Origin of the sequence: Nocardioides sp. (assembly GCF_031422975.1) — a bacterium.
Classification (GTDB): domain Bacteria; phylum Actinomycetota; class Actinomycetes; order Propionibacteriales; family Nocardioidaceae; genus Nocardioides.
Genome location: NZ_JANPEO010000235.1, coordinates 1 through 15,218, shown reverse-complemented (window position 1 = coordinate 15,218; position 15,218 = coordinate 1). Strand labels below are relative to the sequence as shown.

17 protein-coding genes, 1 tRNA gene and 1 pseudogene are annotated in these 15,218 nt (G+C 69.7%); 8 read left to right on the top strand and 11 right to left on the bottom strand.

What is annotated here, in order from left to right; all coding sequences use genetic code 11:
* A pseudogene (locus RMO85_RS07045) lies at positions 1 to 506 on the top strand (aminotransferase); the annotation flags it as partial.
* A gap of 131 nt (positions 507 to 637) precedes the next feature.
* Here the strand turns inward: RMO85_RS07045 and RMO85_RS07040 are convergent.
* The 5 genes from RMO85_RS07040 to RMO85_RS07020 are packed head-to-tail and all read right to left on the bottom strand — an operon-like array spanning position 638 to position 3,477.
* Complete coding sequence (locus RMO85_RS07040) at positions 638 to 1,159, bottom strand: TIGR03086 family metal-binding protein (protein WP_310527972.1); 522 nt, start codon at positions 1,157 to 1,159, stop codon at positions 638 to 640.
* Positions 1,160 to 1,198: 39 nt separating this feature from the next.
* Complete coding sequence (locus RMO85_RS07035) at positions 1,199 to 2,002, bottom strand: MBL fold metallo-hydrolase (RefSeq protein WP_310527970.1); 804 nt, start codon at positions 2,000 to 2,002, stop codon at positions 1,199 to 1,201.
* A complete protein-coding gene (locus RMO85_RS07030) occupies positions 1,999 to 2,838 on the bottom strand; it encodes an NUDIX hydrolase (RefSeq protein WP_310527969.1) in 840 nt (279 codons plus the stop codon). The genes RMO85_RS07035 and RMO85_RS07030 overlap by 4 nt, the downstream gene beginning before the upstream one ends.
* 19 nt (positions 2,839 to 2,857) lie before the next feature.
* Complete coding sequence (locus RMO85_RS07025) at positions 2,858 to 3,319, bottom strand: RidA family protein (RefSeq protein ID WP_397203310.1); 462 nt, start codon at positions 3,317 to 3,319, stop codon at positions 2,858 to 2,860.
* A complete protein-coding gene (locus RMO85_RS07020) occupies positions 3,319 to 3,477 on the bottom strand; it encodes a hypothetical protein (protein ID WP_310527968.1) in 159 nt (52 codons plus the stop codon). The genes RMO85_RS07025 and RMO85_RS07020 overlap by 1 nt, the downstream gene beginning before the upstream one ends.
* 44 nt (positions 3,478 to 3,521) lie before the next feature.
* On the opposite strand from RMO85_RS07020, the gene RMO85_RS07015 reads away from it, so the two are divergent.
* On the top strand, positions 3,522 to 3,917 hold the full coding sequence (locus RMO85_RS07015; RefSeq protein ID WP_310527967.1) for a low affinity iron permease family protein: 396 nt from the start codon (positions 3,522 to 3,524) through the stop codon (positions 3,915 to 3,917).
* Positions 3,918 to 3,947: 30 nt separating this feature from the next.
* Here RMO85_RS07015 and RMO85_RS07010 read toward each other — a convergent pair whose 3' ends face one another.
* The gene (locus RMO85_RS07010; protein ID WP_310527966.1) at positions 3,948 to 4,985 is read right to left on the bottom strand and encodes an LLM class flavin-dependent oxidoreductase; all 1,038 of its coding nucleotides are present in this window, start codon (positions 4,983 to 4,985) and stop codon (positions 3,948 to 3,950) included.
* Positions 4,986 to 5,070: 85 nt separating this feature from the next.
* Between RMO85_RS07010 and RMO85_RS07005 the strand changes: the two genes are divergently transcribed.
* Positions 5,071 to 6,417 (top strand): MFS transporter, encoded by a 1,347-nt coding sequence (locus tag RMO85_RS07005; RefSeq protein WP_310527974.1) that lies wholly within the window; start codon positions 5,071 to 5,073, stop codon positions 6,415 to 6,417.
* Positions 6,418 to 6,419: 2 nt separating this feature from the next.
* Here RMO85_RS07005 and RMO85_RS07000 read toward each other — a convergent pair whose 3' ends face one another.
* Positions 6,420 to 7,088, bottom strand: coding sequence for a 3-oxoacid CoA-transferase subunit B (locus RMO85_RS07000; RefSeq protein WP_310527965.1), 669 nt, complete (start codon positions 7,086 to 7,088; stop codon positions 6,420 to 6,422).
* A complete protein-coding gene (locus tag RMO85_RS06995; RefSeq protein ID WP_310527964.1) occupies positions 7,085 to 7,849 on the bottom strand; it encodes a CoA transferase subunit A in 765 nt (254 codons plus the stop codon). Before RMO85_RS06995 ends, RMO85_RS07000 begins: the two co-directional genes overlap by 4 nt.
* A gap of 184 nt (positions 7,850 to 8,033) precedes the next feature.
* Between RMO85_RS06995 and RMO85_RS06990 the strand changes: the two genes are divergently transcribed.
* Together RMO85_RS06990 and RMO85_RS06985 are read left to right on the top strand one after the other, a co-directional pair.
* Complete coding sequence (locus RMO85_RS06990; protein WP_310527973.1) at positions 8,034 to 9,014, top strand: ArsA-related P-loop ATPase; 981 nt, start codon at positions 8,034 to 8,036, stop codon at positions 9,012 to 9,014.
* Between the two features lie 7 nt (positions 9,015 to 9,021).
* The gene (locus tag RMO85_RS06985; RefSeq protein ID WP_310527963.1) at positions 9,022 to 10,203 is read left to right on the top strand and encodes an ArsA-related P-loop ATPase; all 1,182 of its coding nucleotides are present in this window, start codon (positions 9,022 to 9,024) and stop codon (positions 10,201 to 10,203) included.
* A 65-nt stretch (positions 10,204 to 10,268) separates the two neighbouring features.
* On the opposite strand, the gene RMO85_RS06980 is transcribed toward RMO85_RS06985, so the two are convergent.
* Positions 10,269 to 10,559 carry a WhiB family transcriptional regulator gene (locus RMO85_RS06980; protein ID WP_397203313.1) on the bottom strand — a complete coding sequence of 97 codons (291 nt, stop codon included), beginning with the start codon at positions 10,557 to 10,559 and terminating at the stop codon, positions 10,269 to 10,271.
* A 228-nt stretch (positions 10,560 to 10,787) separates the two neighbouring features.
* Between RMO85_RS06980 and RMO85_RS06975 the strand changes: the two genes are divergently transcribed.
* Positions 10,788 to 13,118, top strand: a complete 2,331-nt coding sequence (locus RMO85_RS06975) for a transglycosylase domain-containing protein (RefSeq protein ID WP_310527959.1) — start codon at positions 10,788 to 10,790, stop codon at positions 13,116 to 13,118.
* Here RMO85_RS06975 and RMO85_RS06970 read toward each other — a convergent pair.
* A complete protein-coding gene (locus RMO85_RS06970) occupies positions 13,115 to 13,573 on the bottom strand; it encodes a GatB/YqeY domain-containing protein (protein ID WP_310527957.1) in 459 nt (152 codons plus the stop codon). The genes RMO85_RS06975 and RMO85_RS06970 overlap by 4 nt on opposite strands.
* Positions 13,574 to 13,599: 26 nt before the next feature.
* Between RMO85_RS06970 and RMO85_RS06965 the strand changes: the two genes are divergently transcribed.
* Positions 13,600 to 14,535, top strand: a complete 936-nt coding sequence (locus RMO85_RS06965) for a metallophosphoesterase (RefSeq protein ID WP_310527953.1) — start codon at positions 13,600 to 13,602, stop codon at positions 14,533 to 14,535.
* A gap of 80 nt (positions 14,536 to 14,615) precedes the next feature.
* Positions 14,616 to 14,692, top strand: a tRNA-Pro gene (locus RMO85_RS06960).
* A 115-nt stretch (positions 14,693 to 14,807) separates the two neighbouring features.
* Here RMO85_RS06960 and RMO85_RS06955 read toward each other — a convergent pair.
* Positions 14,808 to 15,218, bottom strand: a 411-nt coding sequence (locus RMO85_RS06955; RefSeq protein ID WP_310527950.1) for a MarR family transcriptional regulator, incomplete at its 5' end; no start/stop codon positions are given.

Below are 15,218 nucleotides of genomic sequence, written 5' to 3'. Positions count from 1 at the left end.
GGCTGCCACTGGGCACGCTCGAGGCCGACTACGTCGTCGGTGGCGGCTACAAGTGGCTGCTCGGCCCGCGCGGGACCTGCTTCCTCGCGATCAGCCCGACGGCACCGGCGCTGCCCGAGCTGGCGGCCGGGTGGTATGCCGGCGAGTCCCGGTGGGACTCGATCTACGGCCCACCGCTGCGCCTCGCCGAGGATGCCCGCCGCTACGACGTCTCCCCCGCCTGGGGCTGCTGGGTCGGCCATGCGCCCGCCCTCGAGCTGCTCCTCGACGTGGGCATCGACCGCATCCACGCCCACGACGTCGGCCTCGCCAACGCCTTGCGTGACGGCCTCGGTCTCGCGGCGAGCGACTCCGCGATCGTCTCCGTCGAGGCACCCGACGACATCACGACCCGGCTGGCGGAGGCCGGCATCACGGCGGCCGTCCGCGGCGGCCGGCTCCGATTGTCCTTCCACCTCTACAACTCCGACGCCGACGTCGAGGCCGCTCTCCGGCTGCTCGCCTGAAACAGAGCTTCCTCCGCTGCCGCCCCACACGTAGACACGCGGACCAAGGTCGCGATCGGGAACAGCTGTCACGCTCAGCGAGACAGCGCGGCGCCACCAATGTCCGCGTGTCTACGCAGTCGGTGGCTCGTCTACGGCACTCGCCCGGCGAACCCCGCGAGCCGGTCGTAGGCCGGTGCGTCATCGGCGACGGGCACTGCCGGGGCGAAGACGGGGCTGCGGTTCTCGTCGGTCAGCGCCTGCTGCAGGAAGGTCAACGCGGCTTGCGCGACCTCGTCGTCCAACGCGACGTCGCGGCCGAGAGAGCGGGCCAGGTCCCACGTGTGGACAGCCATCTCCGCGGTCTGCCAGCCGGCAGCGCCGGCGTTCTCCTCGGTCTGGCCGTGCCAGTGGTGGATGAGATCGTCGCCGCCCGCACGGAACGTGGCGGCCCAGGCACCGTCGCGGACCTGCGGGGCAGCCGACCAGTCGACCTCCTCGCCGCGTGTCATCTGCAGGAAGCGCGCCGGCCCGGCCGCCACGTGGTTGGCCAGGTCGCGGACCGTCCAGTCCGCACACGGAGTTGGCTTGTCCAGGTCATCGGCGTGTACGGCGGCGAGGACGTCGCCGGCCTGGTCGAGCGCGCGGGACAGGGTGACGATGGGCTGGGTCATGCCTGCACGCTAGGCCGGGTCAGCGTCGACCACAACGGGTCAGTGCTGCGAGGCGAGATAGGCCAGCTGCGCGCGCACCGAGAGTTCGGCGGCGCCCCAGAGGATCGGGTCGACATCGTCGTAGACCATCTCGACGACCTTGCGTGCCAGCTCCTCGGAGGCGAGGCCCTCGGGGTGCGGCTGCGAGGAGAGCGCCACGACGGCGTCCCGGACCTGGTCGAGGCGGGTACGCCGATGCGCGATGTAGTAGTCGAGCACCCCCAGCGCGTCGTCGATCACCGGCCCGTGGCCCGGCCAGATCGACGTGATCCCCTGCGAGGAGCAGAGCGCATGCAGCCGGTCCAGCGACGCGAGGTAGGCGCCGAGCTCGCCGTCGGGGTGCGCCACCACGGTGGTGCCGCGGCCGAGGACGGTGTCTCCGGTCAGCACGGCCGACTCCGACGGCACGACGAAGCAGAGCGAGTCGGCGGTGTGGCCCGGCGTCGCGACGACGTGCACCTCGAGGTCGCCGACCGTGACCACGTCGCCAGGACCGAGCCCCTCAGAACCCAGGCGGTAGGCGGGGTCCAGCGCCCGCACCCCACACCCGTGGCGCTCGCCGAACTCGCGGGCGGCTTCGCTGTGGTCGTGGTGGTGGTGGGTCAGCAGCACGCCCACCACTTCCTGACCGACGGCGGAGACGGCATCGAGGTGGGACTCGATGGACGGCCCCGGGTCGATCACCAGCGACTGCGAGCCCGACGACAGCACCCACGTGTTGGTGCCGTCGAGGGTCATGATGTCGGCGTTCGGCGCCAGGACGCAGGTGGCCGACGACCCGAAGGCCCCGCCCGCCCAGCTCATCGTGACTCCAGCAACGCCTCGTAGGCCGGCGGAGTCGAGAGCACGAAGTCCTCGCCCGAGGAGATCACCTCGGGGGTGAACATGTCGACAGTCCTCGACGAGGACGCGGACAGCGCCGACGAGGCCGACTCGTGCTGCCCGATCTCCAGGCAGGTGAGGTACGTCGGCGGCAGCATCAGCATCTCCCCCGACTCCACCGCCTCGACGGCCGATATCGCCGGCAACCACGTCACCGACGACGACTCCGAGGAGACGTCCCGAGTCACCTGGGAGCCCGGGAGCGAGGCGACGAAGAACCACGTGCGGTAGCGCTTCGGCTCGAAGACCGGCGTGAGCCAGCCCGACCAGGCGCCGAGCAGGTCGGTGCGTAGGACCAGCCCGCGGCGTACGAGGAAGTCGGTCATCGACAGCTCACGTGTCTCGAGGGCGATCCGGTCGGCCTCCCAGTCGTCGCCGGTGGTGTCGTCGACGACCGTGTCGGCGGACGGCCCGGCCAGCAGGACGCCCGACTCCTCGAACGTCTCCCGCACCGCGGCGCACACGAGCGCCCGCGCCAGCTCCGGCTCGCAGTCCATGGTCGTCGCCCACGACGCGACCGACGGCCCGGCCCACGCGACGTCCTCGGAGAAGTCGCGCGGGTCGACCCCGCCACCGGGGAAGACGCACATCCCGGCGGCGAACGCCATCGTCGTCTGGCGCCGGAGAAGGTAGAGCTCTGGACCGGACGTGCCGTCACGCAGCAGCACGACCGTCGCCGCATTGCGCGGCTCAGCCGGGGTGTCCTCCCCGGTCGCGTAGGCACGCGCCTGGTCGATGAGGGCCTGTGGCAACGGCAAGCGGCTCAGGCCGGGCACGTCAGCCCGCGACCTCGACGATGAGCTCGACCTCGACGGGTACGTCGAGGGGCAGGACCGACACGCCGACAGCCGACCGCGCGTGACGGCCGAGGTCGCCGAACACGTCGGCAAGGAACTCCGAGGCGCCGTTGGCGACCTTGGGCTGGCCGGTGAAGTCGGGAGTGGACGCCACGAACACGACTGCCTTCACGACCCGCGTGATGGTGTCGAGCGAGCCGATCTCGGCCCTGATCGCCGCGAGCGCGTTGAGCGCGCACTGACGCGCACACTCGTAGCCCTGCTCCTCGGTGACCGAGCCGCCGAGCTTGCCGACCGCGATCATCTCGCCATCACGCGCGGGCAGCTGGCCCGCGGTGTAGACGAGATTGCCGGTGCGGAGGGCGGGGACGTACGCCGCCAGCGGGGGCACGACCTCCGGGACCGTGATCCCGAGCTCGGCGAGCCTGGCCTCGGCGCCCATCAGGCGTCGCCCTTGGGCCGCTTGAGGAAGGCCACGAGGCCGCCCTGGGCGTTGGTGTGGATGGCGACCAGCTCCCAGCCGTCCTGGCCGAAGTTGTTCAGCATCAATGCTTCGTTGTGGAGCGGAATCGGCGCCACCTGGTAGTCCCACTTCGTCATGATCCGCACCCTACTCGGCGTGCTCACCGGGCTAACCTCCGGACATGGAGCGCAACGCCGCCGCCGCCGACCGCGGCCAGGAGAACCGGCCCAACCCCTTCGAGCGATTCGTCGATGCGGCCAACAAGCGAGTCAGCCGGGCGCCGTTCTTCGCGGTCATCCTGGTCGCCGTCGCCCTGTGGGCCGTCAGCAAGCCGCTGTGGGCGTCCACCACGAAGTGGGAGCTGGCGCTGCACACGGGCTCGGCGATCTTGTCCCTGCTCCTGCTCGTGCTGCTCGAGAACGCCGCGCGTCGCAGCGAAGAGGCGTCGCAGGAGAAGCTCAACGTCCTGGCCGAGGCCCTCGCCGACCTGATGGAGCACCAGGCCCACGAGTCCGAGACGCTGAGCGCATCGGTCGACAAGCTCCGCGAGGCGATCGGTCTCGAAGAGCGCCACTGACCGGCTCCGTCCCGGCACTCGGCACTCGGATCAGGCCGTCAGGAGCCGGAGCGTCGCCTCCCGTGCCGGGGAGGACCCGGACGGAGTGGCGACATGCGCGCCGGCGACCGGGTGCACCATCACCTCGTCGACGCCGTACTCCGCGGCCAGCTTCTCGATCCGCTCGCGTGCTGCTCCCGGCTCGTCGACCACCCAGCGCTGCAGCATCGTCTCGGCCAGGTGTTGATGCTGGGGCGGGAGCTCGACCTCCTCGGCGTCCTCGACGAGCAGCTGTGCTGCCAGCCGTCCACCGGTGCGCAGCGCCACCATCGCCTGAGCCTGCGGCAGCGCGAGTCGCCGCGCCTCCTCCGCCGTCTCGGCAACCGCGGCGTTGACGGTGAGGAAGGTGCGCGGCTCCGGATTCGCCTCCGACGGCTGGAAGGTCGAGCGGTAGAGGTCGAGCGCCTCGGCCGTGCCCTGACCGGCGAAGTGGTGCGCGAAGACGTAGGGCAGGCCGCGAGCGGCCGCGAGCCGGGCTGAGTAGTCGGAGGACCCGAGCAGCCAGATCGTCGGCACGCTCGCGGCCCTGGGCGTCGCGCGCAGCGGCTCGCGGCGGCCACCGACGGCCATCTCGACGCCGTCCGGGTGCATGAGGGTGGCCACGTCCTCGACGTACTGCGGGAACTTCGCCACCGCCTCGTCTGCCGCCGCCGTCGCCCCGCCACGCAGCACGTAGCGGGTAAGCATGTCGGTGCCGGGCGCGCGGCCGATGCCGAGGTCGATGCGCCCCGGGAAGGCCGCCTCGAGCAGCGCGAACTGCTCGGCGATCACGAGCGGCTCGTGGTTGGGCAGCATCACGCCGCCCGACCCGACCCGGATGCGCTCAGTAGCGGCAGCAAGCGTCGCGATCAGCACCGGCGGGTTCGTGGCCGCCACGGCCGGCATGTTGTGGTGCTCGGCCACCCAGTAACGGGTGTAGCCGAGCTCGTCGGCCACCTTGGCCAGCGAACGCGAGGCAGCCACCGCGTCGGCGGTCGTCTGGTCGGTGCGCACGGGCACGAGGTCGAGGACGGAGAGCGCAGGAGTCACACCTGGCCCAACGACGATGCCCGCCCACTATTCCTGCTTGACCTCACGTCCACCTGAACTCCTACGGTCTGGGATCGTGACCCTGATGTCCCAGACCGCCCCCGGCCCGCGCCTGCTGAGCCCGACGTACGCCGCCATCACCATCGGCATGTGCGCGCTGATCGGCTTCGTGGCGTTCGAGGCCATGGCGGTCACCACGGTGATGCCGACCGTGGCGCGGGACCTCGACGGCGCCGACCTCTATGCGCTGAGCTTTGCCGCGCCGCTGGCCAGCGGTGTGATCGGGATGGTGGCCGCCGGGCTGTGGAGCGACCGGCGCGGGCCGGTCGCCCCGCTGATCTGGTCGATGGTGCTGTTCTCGCTGGGGCTGCTCATCTGTGGCACGGCCCCCACGATGGAGATCCTCGTCGGTGGCCGGCTCGTCCAGGGGCTCGGCGGCGGCGCGCTGACGGTCGGGCTCTACGTCCTCGTGGGGATCGTCTTCCCGCGCAGCCTGCAGCCGGGGATCTTCGCCAGCTTCGCCGCGGCGTGGGTGCTGCCGGCGTTGTTCGGGCCGGCGCTCGCCGCGCTCGTCGCGGACGCCCTCGGCTGGCGCTGGGTGTTCCTCGGCGCCGTCATCCTCGTGGGCGCCGCTGCACTTCTCATCGCCCCCAACCTGCGGGGCCGGAGGACCGACACCGGGATCGCGACGGCCGGCGCCGGCCGCCTCGTGTGGGCCACCGTCGGCGCGGTCGCGGTGCTCGCGCTCGAGCTCCTCGGCTCGGCCAGCGGTGTCGCCGGGCTCGGTGCCCTCGGCGCCCTCGTCGTCGTCGTACTCGCCCTCACGCGTCTCCTGCCGCCCGGCTCGCTCACCGGTCGCCCCGGTCTGCCGGCGGTGATCGCCACCCGGGGCCTGATGAGCGCAGGCTTCTTCTGCGCCGAGGCCTACATCGTCTACGTCCTGCAGGAGCAGTGGGGGCTCACCCCCGCGCGGGCCGGCATCGCGCTCAGTGTGGTCGGCGTGACCTGGGCGCTCTCCAGCCAGGCGCAGGCGCGACTCGGCTCGCGGGTCTCACACGTCCGGGCCATGGAGATCGGCTCCCTGCTCGTGCTCGCGGGCGTGCTCTCGCTCGCTCTGACCGTGTGGCTCGACGGCCCGGCCATCCTGGCCGGCGCAACGTACGTGCTCGCCGGCGCCGGTATGGGCTTCGGCTATCCGCGCACCAGTGTCGCCATGCTCGACGTCTCCACGGACGCCGACCGCGGCTTCAACTCCGCCGCACTGTCGATCGCCGACTCACTCGGCGCCGCGCTGGCGCTGTCGATCTCCGGCGTGGTCTTCGCCGCGACCCAGCGCCAGGACGGCAACCCGTTCCTGGCGGTGTTCGTCTTCGCCGTCGGCCTCGGCGTGCTGGGCGTCCTCACGTCACGTCGGACCGCCCAACCCGCCTGACGTCACACCAGCGTCGGCTCCGTCTTCGACCTGACCTCGTCCTCGGTGACACCGGGTGCGAGCTCGACGAGTTTGAGCGCCCGCTCCCCCGACGTCCCGGAGACGGCGACCTCACCGGTGGCCGGATCGATCACGTCGATCACGCACAGGTCGGTGATGATCCGCTGCACGACCCGCTTGCCGGTGTAGGGCAGGTCGCACTCGTTGAGGATCTTCAACGAGCCGTCCTTCGCGGTGTGCTCCATCAACACGATCACCCGCTTGGCGCCGTGGACCAGGTCCATCGCACCACCCATGCCCTTGACCATCTTCCCGGGGATCATCCAGTTCGCGATGTCACCCACCGCGGAGACCTGCATCGCACCCAGGATCGCGGCATCGATCTTGCCGCCGCGGATCATCCCGAACGACGTCGCGGAGTCGAAGAACGATGCACCGCGTCGCACGGTCACTGTCTCCTTGCCGGCGTTGATCAGGTCGGCATCGACCGCATCCTCAGTCGGGTAGGCACCCACGCCGAGGATCCCGTTCTCCGACTGCAGCACCAGCTCCACGTCATCGTCGACATAGTTGGGCACCAGCGTCGGCAACCCGATGCCGAGGTTGACGTACGAACCGTCCTTCAGCTCGGAGGCCGCCCGAGCGGCCATCTCCTCACGCGTCCAGCTCATGAAACGGTCCTCTTCTCGATCCGCTTGTCGGCCGCCTGCTCCGCGGTCAAGGCGACCACGCGCTGCACATAGACGCCTGGGGTGTGGACGTCGTTGGGGTTCAGCTCGCCCGGCTCGACCAGCTCCTCGACCTCAGCGATCGTCATCCGCCCGCACATTGCCGCCAACGGGTTGAAGTTCCGCGCCGAGTCGCGATAGATCAGGTTCCCGTGCCGGTCGCCCTTCCAGGCCCGCACGAGTCCGTAGTCCGCGACGATCGCATGCTCCAGGACGTATTCGCGGTCCCCGTCCTGGCTGGTGAAGACCTGCGTCTGCTTCGGCGGTGAGGCGACCTGGACGTCGCCCGCCGTGTCGTACTTCCACGGCAGCCCACCCTCGGCGACCTGGGTGCCGACACCGGTGGCGGTGAAGAACGCCGGGATGCCCGACCCACCCGCACGCATCCGCTCCGCCAGCGTGCCCTGCGGTGTGAGCTCGACCTCGAGCTCACCGGAGAGGTACTGCCGGGCGAACTCCTTGTTCTCCCCGACGTAGGAGGCCACCATCCGCCGCAGCCGCTTGGCCATCAGCAGCCGACCCAGGCCCCAGTCATCGACACCACAGTTGTTCGACACCGCCTCGAGATCCGTGGTGCCGGCCTCCAGCACCGCCTCGATCAACACCGACGGAATGCCACACAACCCGAAACCCCCCACCGACAACGTCGCGCCGTCGGGGATGTCGGCCACGGCCGCTGCGGCGCTCTCGACGACCTTGTCCATCCGTTCCTCCAGTTCGTTGCACCCGAGGATGAGCTCGGGGTGCTGCGATCCTAGTCACACGTGCGACGCACCCCACGGGCCACCATGCCCGCCCTAGAGTCGTCCTGTGACCGTCCCCGCAAGCACCGCTCAGCCCCGTCCGGCAGCCGGCACGGGACCCAGCGGCGCCCGCGACTGGACCGGCGTGCAGCTGCACGTCGTCACCGGCAAGGGCGGCACCGGCAAGTCGACGGTCGCTGCTGCACTGGCCCTCTCGCTCGCGTCGACCGGCAAGGAAGTCCTGCTCTGCGAGGTCGAGGGCCGCCAGGGCATCGCCCGGATGTTCGACGTGGACCCGCTGCCCTACGAGGAGCGTCGCATCGCGAGGGGGCTGCCGGTGGGCGACGTGTCTCCCGGCTCCGTCCACGCCCTGCACATCGACGCCGAGTCCGCGTTGCTCGAGTATCTCGCGATGTACTACAGGCTCGGCCGCGCCGGCCGGGCGCTCGATCGCTTCGGCATCATCGACTTCGCCACGACCATCGCCCCCGGCGTCCGCGACGTCCTGCTCACCGGCAAGGTCTACGAGGCCGCTCAGCGCAACGCCCGGAACAAGTCGGCGAAGACGTACGACGCCGTCGTGCTCGATGCCCCGCCGACCGGGCGCATCACCCAGTTCCTCAACGTCAACGGCGAGCTGGCCGGGCTGGCGAAGGTCGGGCCCATCAAGAACCAGGCCGACACCGTGATGACACTGTTCCGCTCGCCGAAGACGTTGGTGCACCTCGTGACGGTGCTGGAGGAGATGCCGGTGCAGGAGACCGCCGACGGGATCAAGGACCTGCGCGCTGCGCAGCTCCCGGTCGGTGCCGTGATCGTCAACCTGGTCCGTCCCCGCGACCTCGGCACCGCCGACCTCAAGGCCGCCCGCACCGGCACCCTCGACCGCGAGCAGATCACCGCCGACCTCCTGTCGGCCAAGATCGACGTGAGCCACGAACTGGTCGATGCACTGCTCCTCGAAGCACGCGACCACGCTGAGCGCCGGGCCCTCGAGGACGAACAGCGCGCCGTCGTGCAGGACCTCGGAGCGCCGACGTACGAGCTCAACCGACTCGCCGACGGGGTCGACCTCGGCGGTCTCTACGAGCTGGCAGCCCAGCTGAAGGGCCAGGGTCTGGCATGAGCAACCGATGAGTACGCCGCTGCGAAACCGTCCCCGCGTCGGCCCCCTGGCAGCCACGACCGAACGCGCCCCCCGCCTCGACATCGACGCCCTCATCGACGACCCCGCCACCGGGATCATCGTTTGCTGCGGCTCGGGTGGCGTCGGCAAGACGACGACGTCCGCGGCCCTGGCGCTGCGCGCCGCCGAGCGCGGACGCCGGGTCGTCGTGCTGACCATCGACCCGGCCCGCCGGCTGGCGCAGTCGATGGGGATCGAGGCGCTCGACAACACCCCGCGCCCGGTGCCGCACTCGGGCTCCAACGGCGGATCGCTCGACGCGATGATGCTGGACATGAAGCGCACCTTCGACGAGGTGGTGCTCAGCCAGACGACCCCCGAGAAGGCCGCGTCGATCCTGGAGAACCCCTTCTACATCGCCTTGTCGAGCTCGTTCTCGGGCACGCAGGAATACATGGCGATGGAGAAGCTCGGCCAGATCCACGCCCAGGCCCACAAGGACGGCAGCTACGACCTGATCGTCGTGGACACCCCACCCTCGCGGTCCGCCCTCGACTTCCTCGACGCACCGGAGCGGCTGAGCAGCTTCCTCGACGGTCGCTTCATCCGCCTGCTGCTGGCCCCGGCCCGCGGGCCGGCGAGGCTGATGACGGCCGGCGTCAGCCTGATCACCAACGCGTTGACGAAGATCCTGGGAGCCCAGGTGCTGCGCGACATGCAGACGTTCGTGGCTGCGTTCGACACCCTCTTCGGTGGGTTCCGGCAGCGGGCCCAGAAGACGTTCTCGTTGCTGCAGGCCGATGGCACGGCGTTCGTCGTCGTCGCGGCACCCGAGCCCGACGCGTTGCGCGAGGCGGCCTACTTCGTGGAGCGGCTGACCGAGGACGAGATGCCCCTGGCCGGGCTGGTCATCAACCGCGCCAGCCCGCCCGTGTCGGTCGGGTTGTCGGTGGAGGAGGCGACGGCTGCGGCCGACCGACTCGTCGCGATCGAGGCCGACTCGACCACTGCCGGCCTGTTGAGGCTGCACGCCGACCGGGCCCGCATCGTGATGCGTGAGGCGCACCTGCGGGAGCGGTGGGCGACCGAACACCCCGGCGTCGCGAGCACCGTCGTACCCGCGCTGTCCACCGACGTGCACGACCTCGAGGGGCTCCGCCGAGTCGGCGAGCTACTCGCCGACGGCTGAAGCAGGGCTGAAATGACCGGTGACCCGGCGGCAACTGCCGCCGGATCAGCCAGTCGACGGGCACGTCAGACGGTGACGACGCTCTTGACGTGCTCGTTGCGAGCGGATTCGAGGACGGTGCGCCACGAAGCCTGCGGACGGCGGCGGAGGAGGGCACGGCGCTCACGCTCGGTCATGCCGCCCCAGACCCCCCACTCGATCTGGTTGTCGAGCGCCTCAGCGAGGCACTCGGTGCGAACGGGGCACGACGAGCAGACCTGCTTCGCCTTGTTCTGCTCTGCTCCGCGGACGAAGAGCGCGTCCGGAGTGTCCTGCCGACAAGCGGCCCTTGGTGCCCAATCTTCAACCCACATGATTTCCGCCATCTCGAGGGGCTCCGATGGACGCCCCCATAGCGACCATTTCTCGACCCACGATGACCGTAGGCAACAGACGGTGATTGATGAAGGGACCATCCGGCTAAACCTTATGGTCCGATATGACTAGACCACATGGTCAAGCGTGTCCGCGATCTCCCTCCATCGGCCGTCGACGTGTGGTACGGCGAATGGGCCGGCCTGGTCCGCTCCCGTACTCTGGGGCCCATGTCCAAGCCCGATCACAGGCCGTCCGTCCTGTCCCATCTCGCCGTGATGGGTGTCGTGGCGGCAATCCTGGGCGTGCTCGTGGCCGGCCTCGCGATCCCGTTCGCCGGTGTCATCGGCGTCGCCGCCAAGGACGTCAGCCGGGGCATGGTCAACCTGCCCGACGAGCTCGAGGCCAAGGAACTGGCGCAGAAGACCCGGATCTATGACGCCAACGGCAACCTGATCGCCTCGCTCTACGATCAGAACCGCATCAACGTCGGCCTGCGCCAGATCTCGCGCAAGATGGTCGAGGCGATCGTCTCGATCGAGGACGACCGCTACTACCAGCACGGCGCGCTCGACATCCGCGGCACGATCCGCGCCTTCGTCACCAACCAGGCGAGCGGCTCGGTGCAGGGTGGATCGTCGATCACCCAGCAGATGGTCAAGCAGACCCTGCTCAACCAGGCGGAGACCAAGAAGGAGGCGGCGGCCGCCACCGACGACACCTACGCCCGCAAGCTCCGTGAGCTGCGTTACGCGATCGCCTTCGAGAAGAACTACTCCAAGGACTGGATCCTTGAGCGCTACCTCAACATCGCCTACTTCGGTGACGGCGCCTACGGCATCCAGTCGGCCGCCCAGCACTACTTCTCCAAGAACGCCAAGAACCTCAACTACCTCCAGTCCGCGACCCTGGCCGGCCTCGTGAAGAACCCGACCGGCTATGACCCGACCAACTCGCCCGAGCGGTCGATCAACCGGCGCAACGTCGTGCTCGACCGGATGGCCCAGCTCAACGTCATCGAGCAGGAGCAGGCCGACCGGCTCAAGGAGCGACCGCTCGGCCTCAAGGTCGAGCCGTCGCCCAACGGGTGCCAGCAGTCCCAGGCTCCGTTCTTCTGCGACTACGCCGTCAACTACCTGCTCAAGGACAAGTCGCTCGGCGAGACCGTCAAGGACCGCAAGCGGCTGCTGCAGTCGGGCGGCCTGACGATCCACACGACGCTCGACCTCGACTACCAGGCGGGCGCCGACGCGGCCGTCGCCGCCCACGTCAACCCGACCGACCAGGCCATCGGCGGGCTCGCGATGGTCCAGCCCGGCACCGGCTACGTCAAGGCCCTCGCCCAGTCGCGGCCGATGGGCAAGGACAAGAAGCTTGGCCAGACCTATCTGAACTACGTCGTCCCGCGCAGGTACGGCGACGCCAACGGCTTCCAGGCCGGCTCGACGTTCAAGGCGTTCGTCCTGGCCGCGGCGATCAACCAGAACATCCCGCTCAGCACCCAGATCACGGCCCCGGACAGCATGAACATCCCGGACGCCGAGTTCGAGACCTGCGAGGGACCCTACGCGGGCGACGGCGAGGGTTGGAACGTCAGCAACTCCACGGGCAGCGGCACGTTCAACCTCTACACCGGCACCCAGAACTCGGTGAACACCTTCTTCGCCCAGCTGGAAGTGAAGACCGGCATGTGCGAACCGATCGAGCTCGCGGAGAAGATGGGTATCAAGCTTCCCGTGACCCAGCAGGTGCCGTCGTGGATCCTCGGTGTCTCGGACGCCAACCCGCTCACCATGGCGGAGGCCTACGCCACGTTCGCCGCCCGCGGCATCCACTGCGACGCCCTCCCGGTCACCCAGGTCCTGGGGTCCGACGGCAGCACCGTGAAGGACTACGACACCGGCTGCGAGCAGGTCATGCCCGGCGTCACCGCTGACGCCGTCAACGACATCCTTCGCGGCGTGATGGAGCCGGGCGGCTTCGGTGAGAACATCGCCATCGACAAGCCCTCGGCCGGCAAGACCGGCACGAACAACTCCAACATGGCCGTGTGGTTCGTCGGCTACACGCCGCAGATCGCCACCGCTGCCATGGTGGCCGGTGCCAACTCGCTGGGCCACTGGGTCAGCCTCAACGGGCAGTACGTCGGCGGTTCCTACATCGGCGAGGCCTTCGGTTCCACGGTCGCCGGCCCGATCTGGGGTGAGTCGATGGACGCCATCTCCGACAAGCTGGACTACGAGGACTTCCGCGCCCCGGCGGGAGATGAGATCGCTGGGGTGCTGACGTCGGTGCCTGACGTGTCGGGCATGTCCGTCAAGGACGCCCGCGCCACCTTGGAGGCAGCAAGCTTCGCCACGACGCTCGCCGGCTACTCCAACTCCGCGATCGTCAAGGACGCCGTCGTCTACACGTCACCGTCGGCCGGCACGCTGCTGGGCTCAGGCGACACGGTCGGGATCTACCAATCGACCGGCTACGTCCCTGCTCCCCCGCCGCCCAAGAAGAGCGGCGGCAAGGGCAACGGCAAGGGCAACGGCAAGGGCAAGGGCAAGGGCTAGCCCAGCTGGCGGCGTACCTCCGCGGCCACCGCGCCGCCGTCGGCGCGCCCCTTCACCTGCGGCGTGACGACCCCCATGACCTTGCCCATCGCGCGCATGCCCTCCTCGGCCGCGCCCACCTGGGCGATCGCGGCGGTGACGAGCTCGACTATCTCGCCCGCGCTGAGCTGAGCGGGAAGGTAGTCGGCAATGACCTCACCCTCGGCCACTTCCTTGGCCGCCATCTCCGCGCGGTCGCCGTCCGCGAACGCCACCGCGGCCTCCCGGCGCTTCTTCGCCTCCGTGGACAGCACGCCGATGATGTCGTCGTCGGAGAGCTCGCGTTGCACCTTGCCGGCCACCTCGGCGTTGGTGATGGCGGTGAGCACCATCCGCAACGTCGAGGAGCGGACCTCGTCGCGCGACTTGATCGCAGCAGTCAGGTCGGCACGGAGACGGTCCTTCAGAGCACTCATGGTCACCATTGTGGCAGCCTTGCCGCGTGCCCTCGCCTGAGTTACTGCGCAGCTCCCTCGGTGTGACGTTGGGCGTGGGCGTCGGTGCGGGCCTGGCCCTTGCGTCGTACGGCGCCTGGGAGGCGCGGCAGTACACCTTGCGCGAGGTCTCCGTGCCGATCCTGCCGCCCGGGCGAGCGCCGCTGCGGGTGCTCCACCTCAGCGACATCCACATGGCCCCCGACCAGACCGCCAAGCAGCAGTGGCTGCGGTCCCTGGCCGACCTCGCGCCGGACCTGGTCATCGACACGGGCGACAACCTCTCGCACAAGCGGTCGGTGCCGATCCTGATCGACTCGCTCGGCCCGCTGCTCGACGTGCCCGGCATCTCGGTCTTCGGTTCAAACGACTACTACTCGCCCGGCTGGCGCAACCCGCTGCGCTATCTGCTCCCGGACACCGGCCAGCGCAACACGAACACGCCGCAGCTGCCGTGGCGCGATCTCAAGGAGCGCTTCGCCGACCGCGGCTGGCTGCACCTGTGCAATGAGCGCGGCCGGATCACCGTCGCCGAGACGACCTTCGCCCTGGCAGGCGTCGACGACCCGCACCTCGGCTTCGACGACCTGGCTGCTGTCGCCGGGCCAGCCGCCCCGGACGCCGACGTGCGACTCGCGATCACGCATGCGCCGTACCTCCGCGTCCTGGACCGATACGCCGCCGACGGCTACGACGCCGTCATCGCCGGCCACACCCACGGTGGCCAGGTCTGCCTGCCGGGCTTCGGCGCCCTGACCACCAACTGCGACCTCGAGCCGGCTCGCGCGAAGGGCCTGCACCGGCATCCTGCCGACTCGTCTCCCGGCGACCCGGGCTCGGCGTGGCTGCACGTCTCGGCCGGCATCGGGACCAACCCATATGTCCGCTTCAGGGTCGCCTGCCGCCCCGAGGCGACCCTGATGACGCTGACCCCGAAGGCCTGATCGGCCCGATTTCGAGAGCCCCCAAACGCTCGGGTATGCTCGCCGTGCTTCGCAGCCGCTTGCCGATTGCGACAGTGGATCGGGGTGTGGCGCAGCTTGGTAGCGCGCGTCGTTCGGGACGACGAGGCCGCAGGTTCAAATCCTGTCACCCCGACCATGTGATCTCGCAGGAGATCGAAGGATCCGAACCCCACGGGGTTCGGATCCTTCGCTGTGTCAGGACGGTGGTCGCGGCCAGGGCCGCCGACGGGCGCCCCGTCCGAGGGGACTGGCTAGTCGCTGACGCGGGCAGTCAAGGTCCGCAGCGTCCCCTGCAGATCGGTGAACTCCTGGTCGCTCAGGCCCAGGGCTTCCTTCATGTCACAGTGGATCCGGTTGGCGTGCTCACGCAGCTCATTGCCCCTGGTCGACAGCGAGACGACGACGAAGCGCTCGTCGGTGTGGTCGCGGTGTCGCGCAACGAGCCCGCTGACCTCCATCCGACGCAGCAACGGGGTGAGGGTGCCATGGTCGAGGCGCAGCGCGTCCGCGATCTCGCGCACCGTGCAGCTGTGCCGCTCCCACAAGACGATCAGCACCAGGTATTGCGGGTACGTCAACCCGAGCTCGGCCAGGACGGGGCGGTAGGCGGTCGTGACTGCGCGGGATGCGGCGTACAGGTCGAAGCAGATCTGGTCCACCAG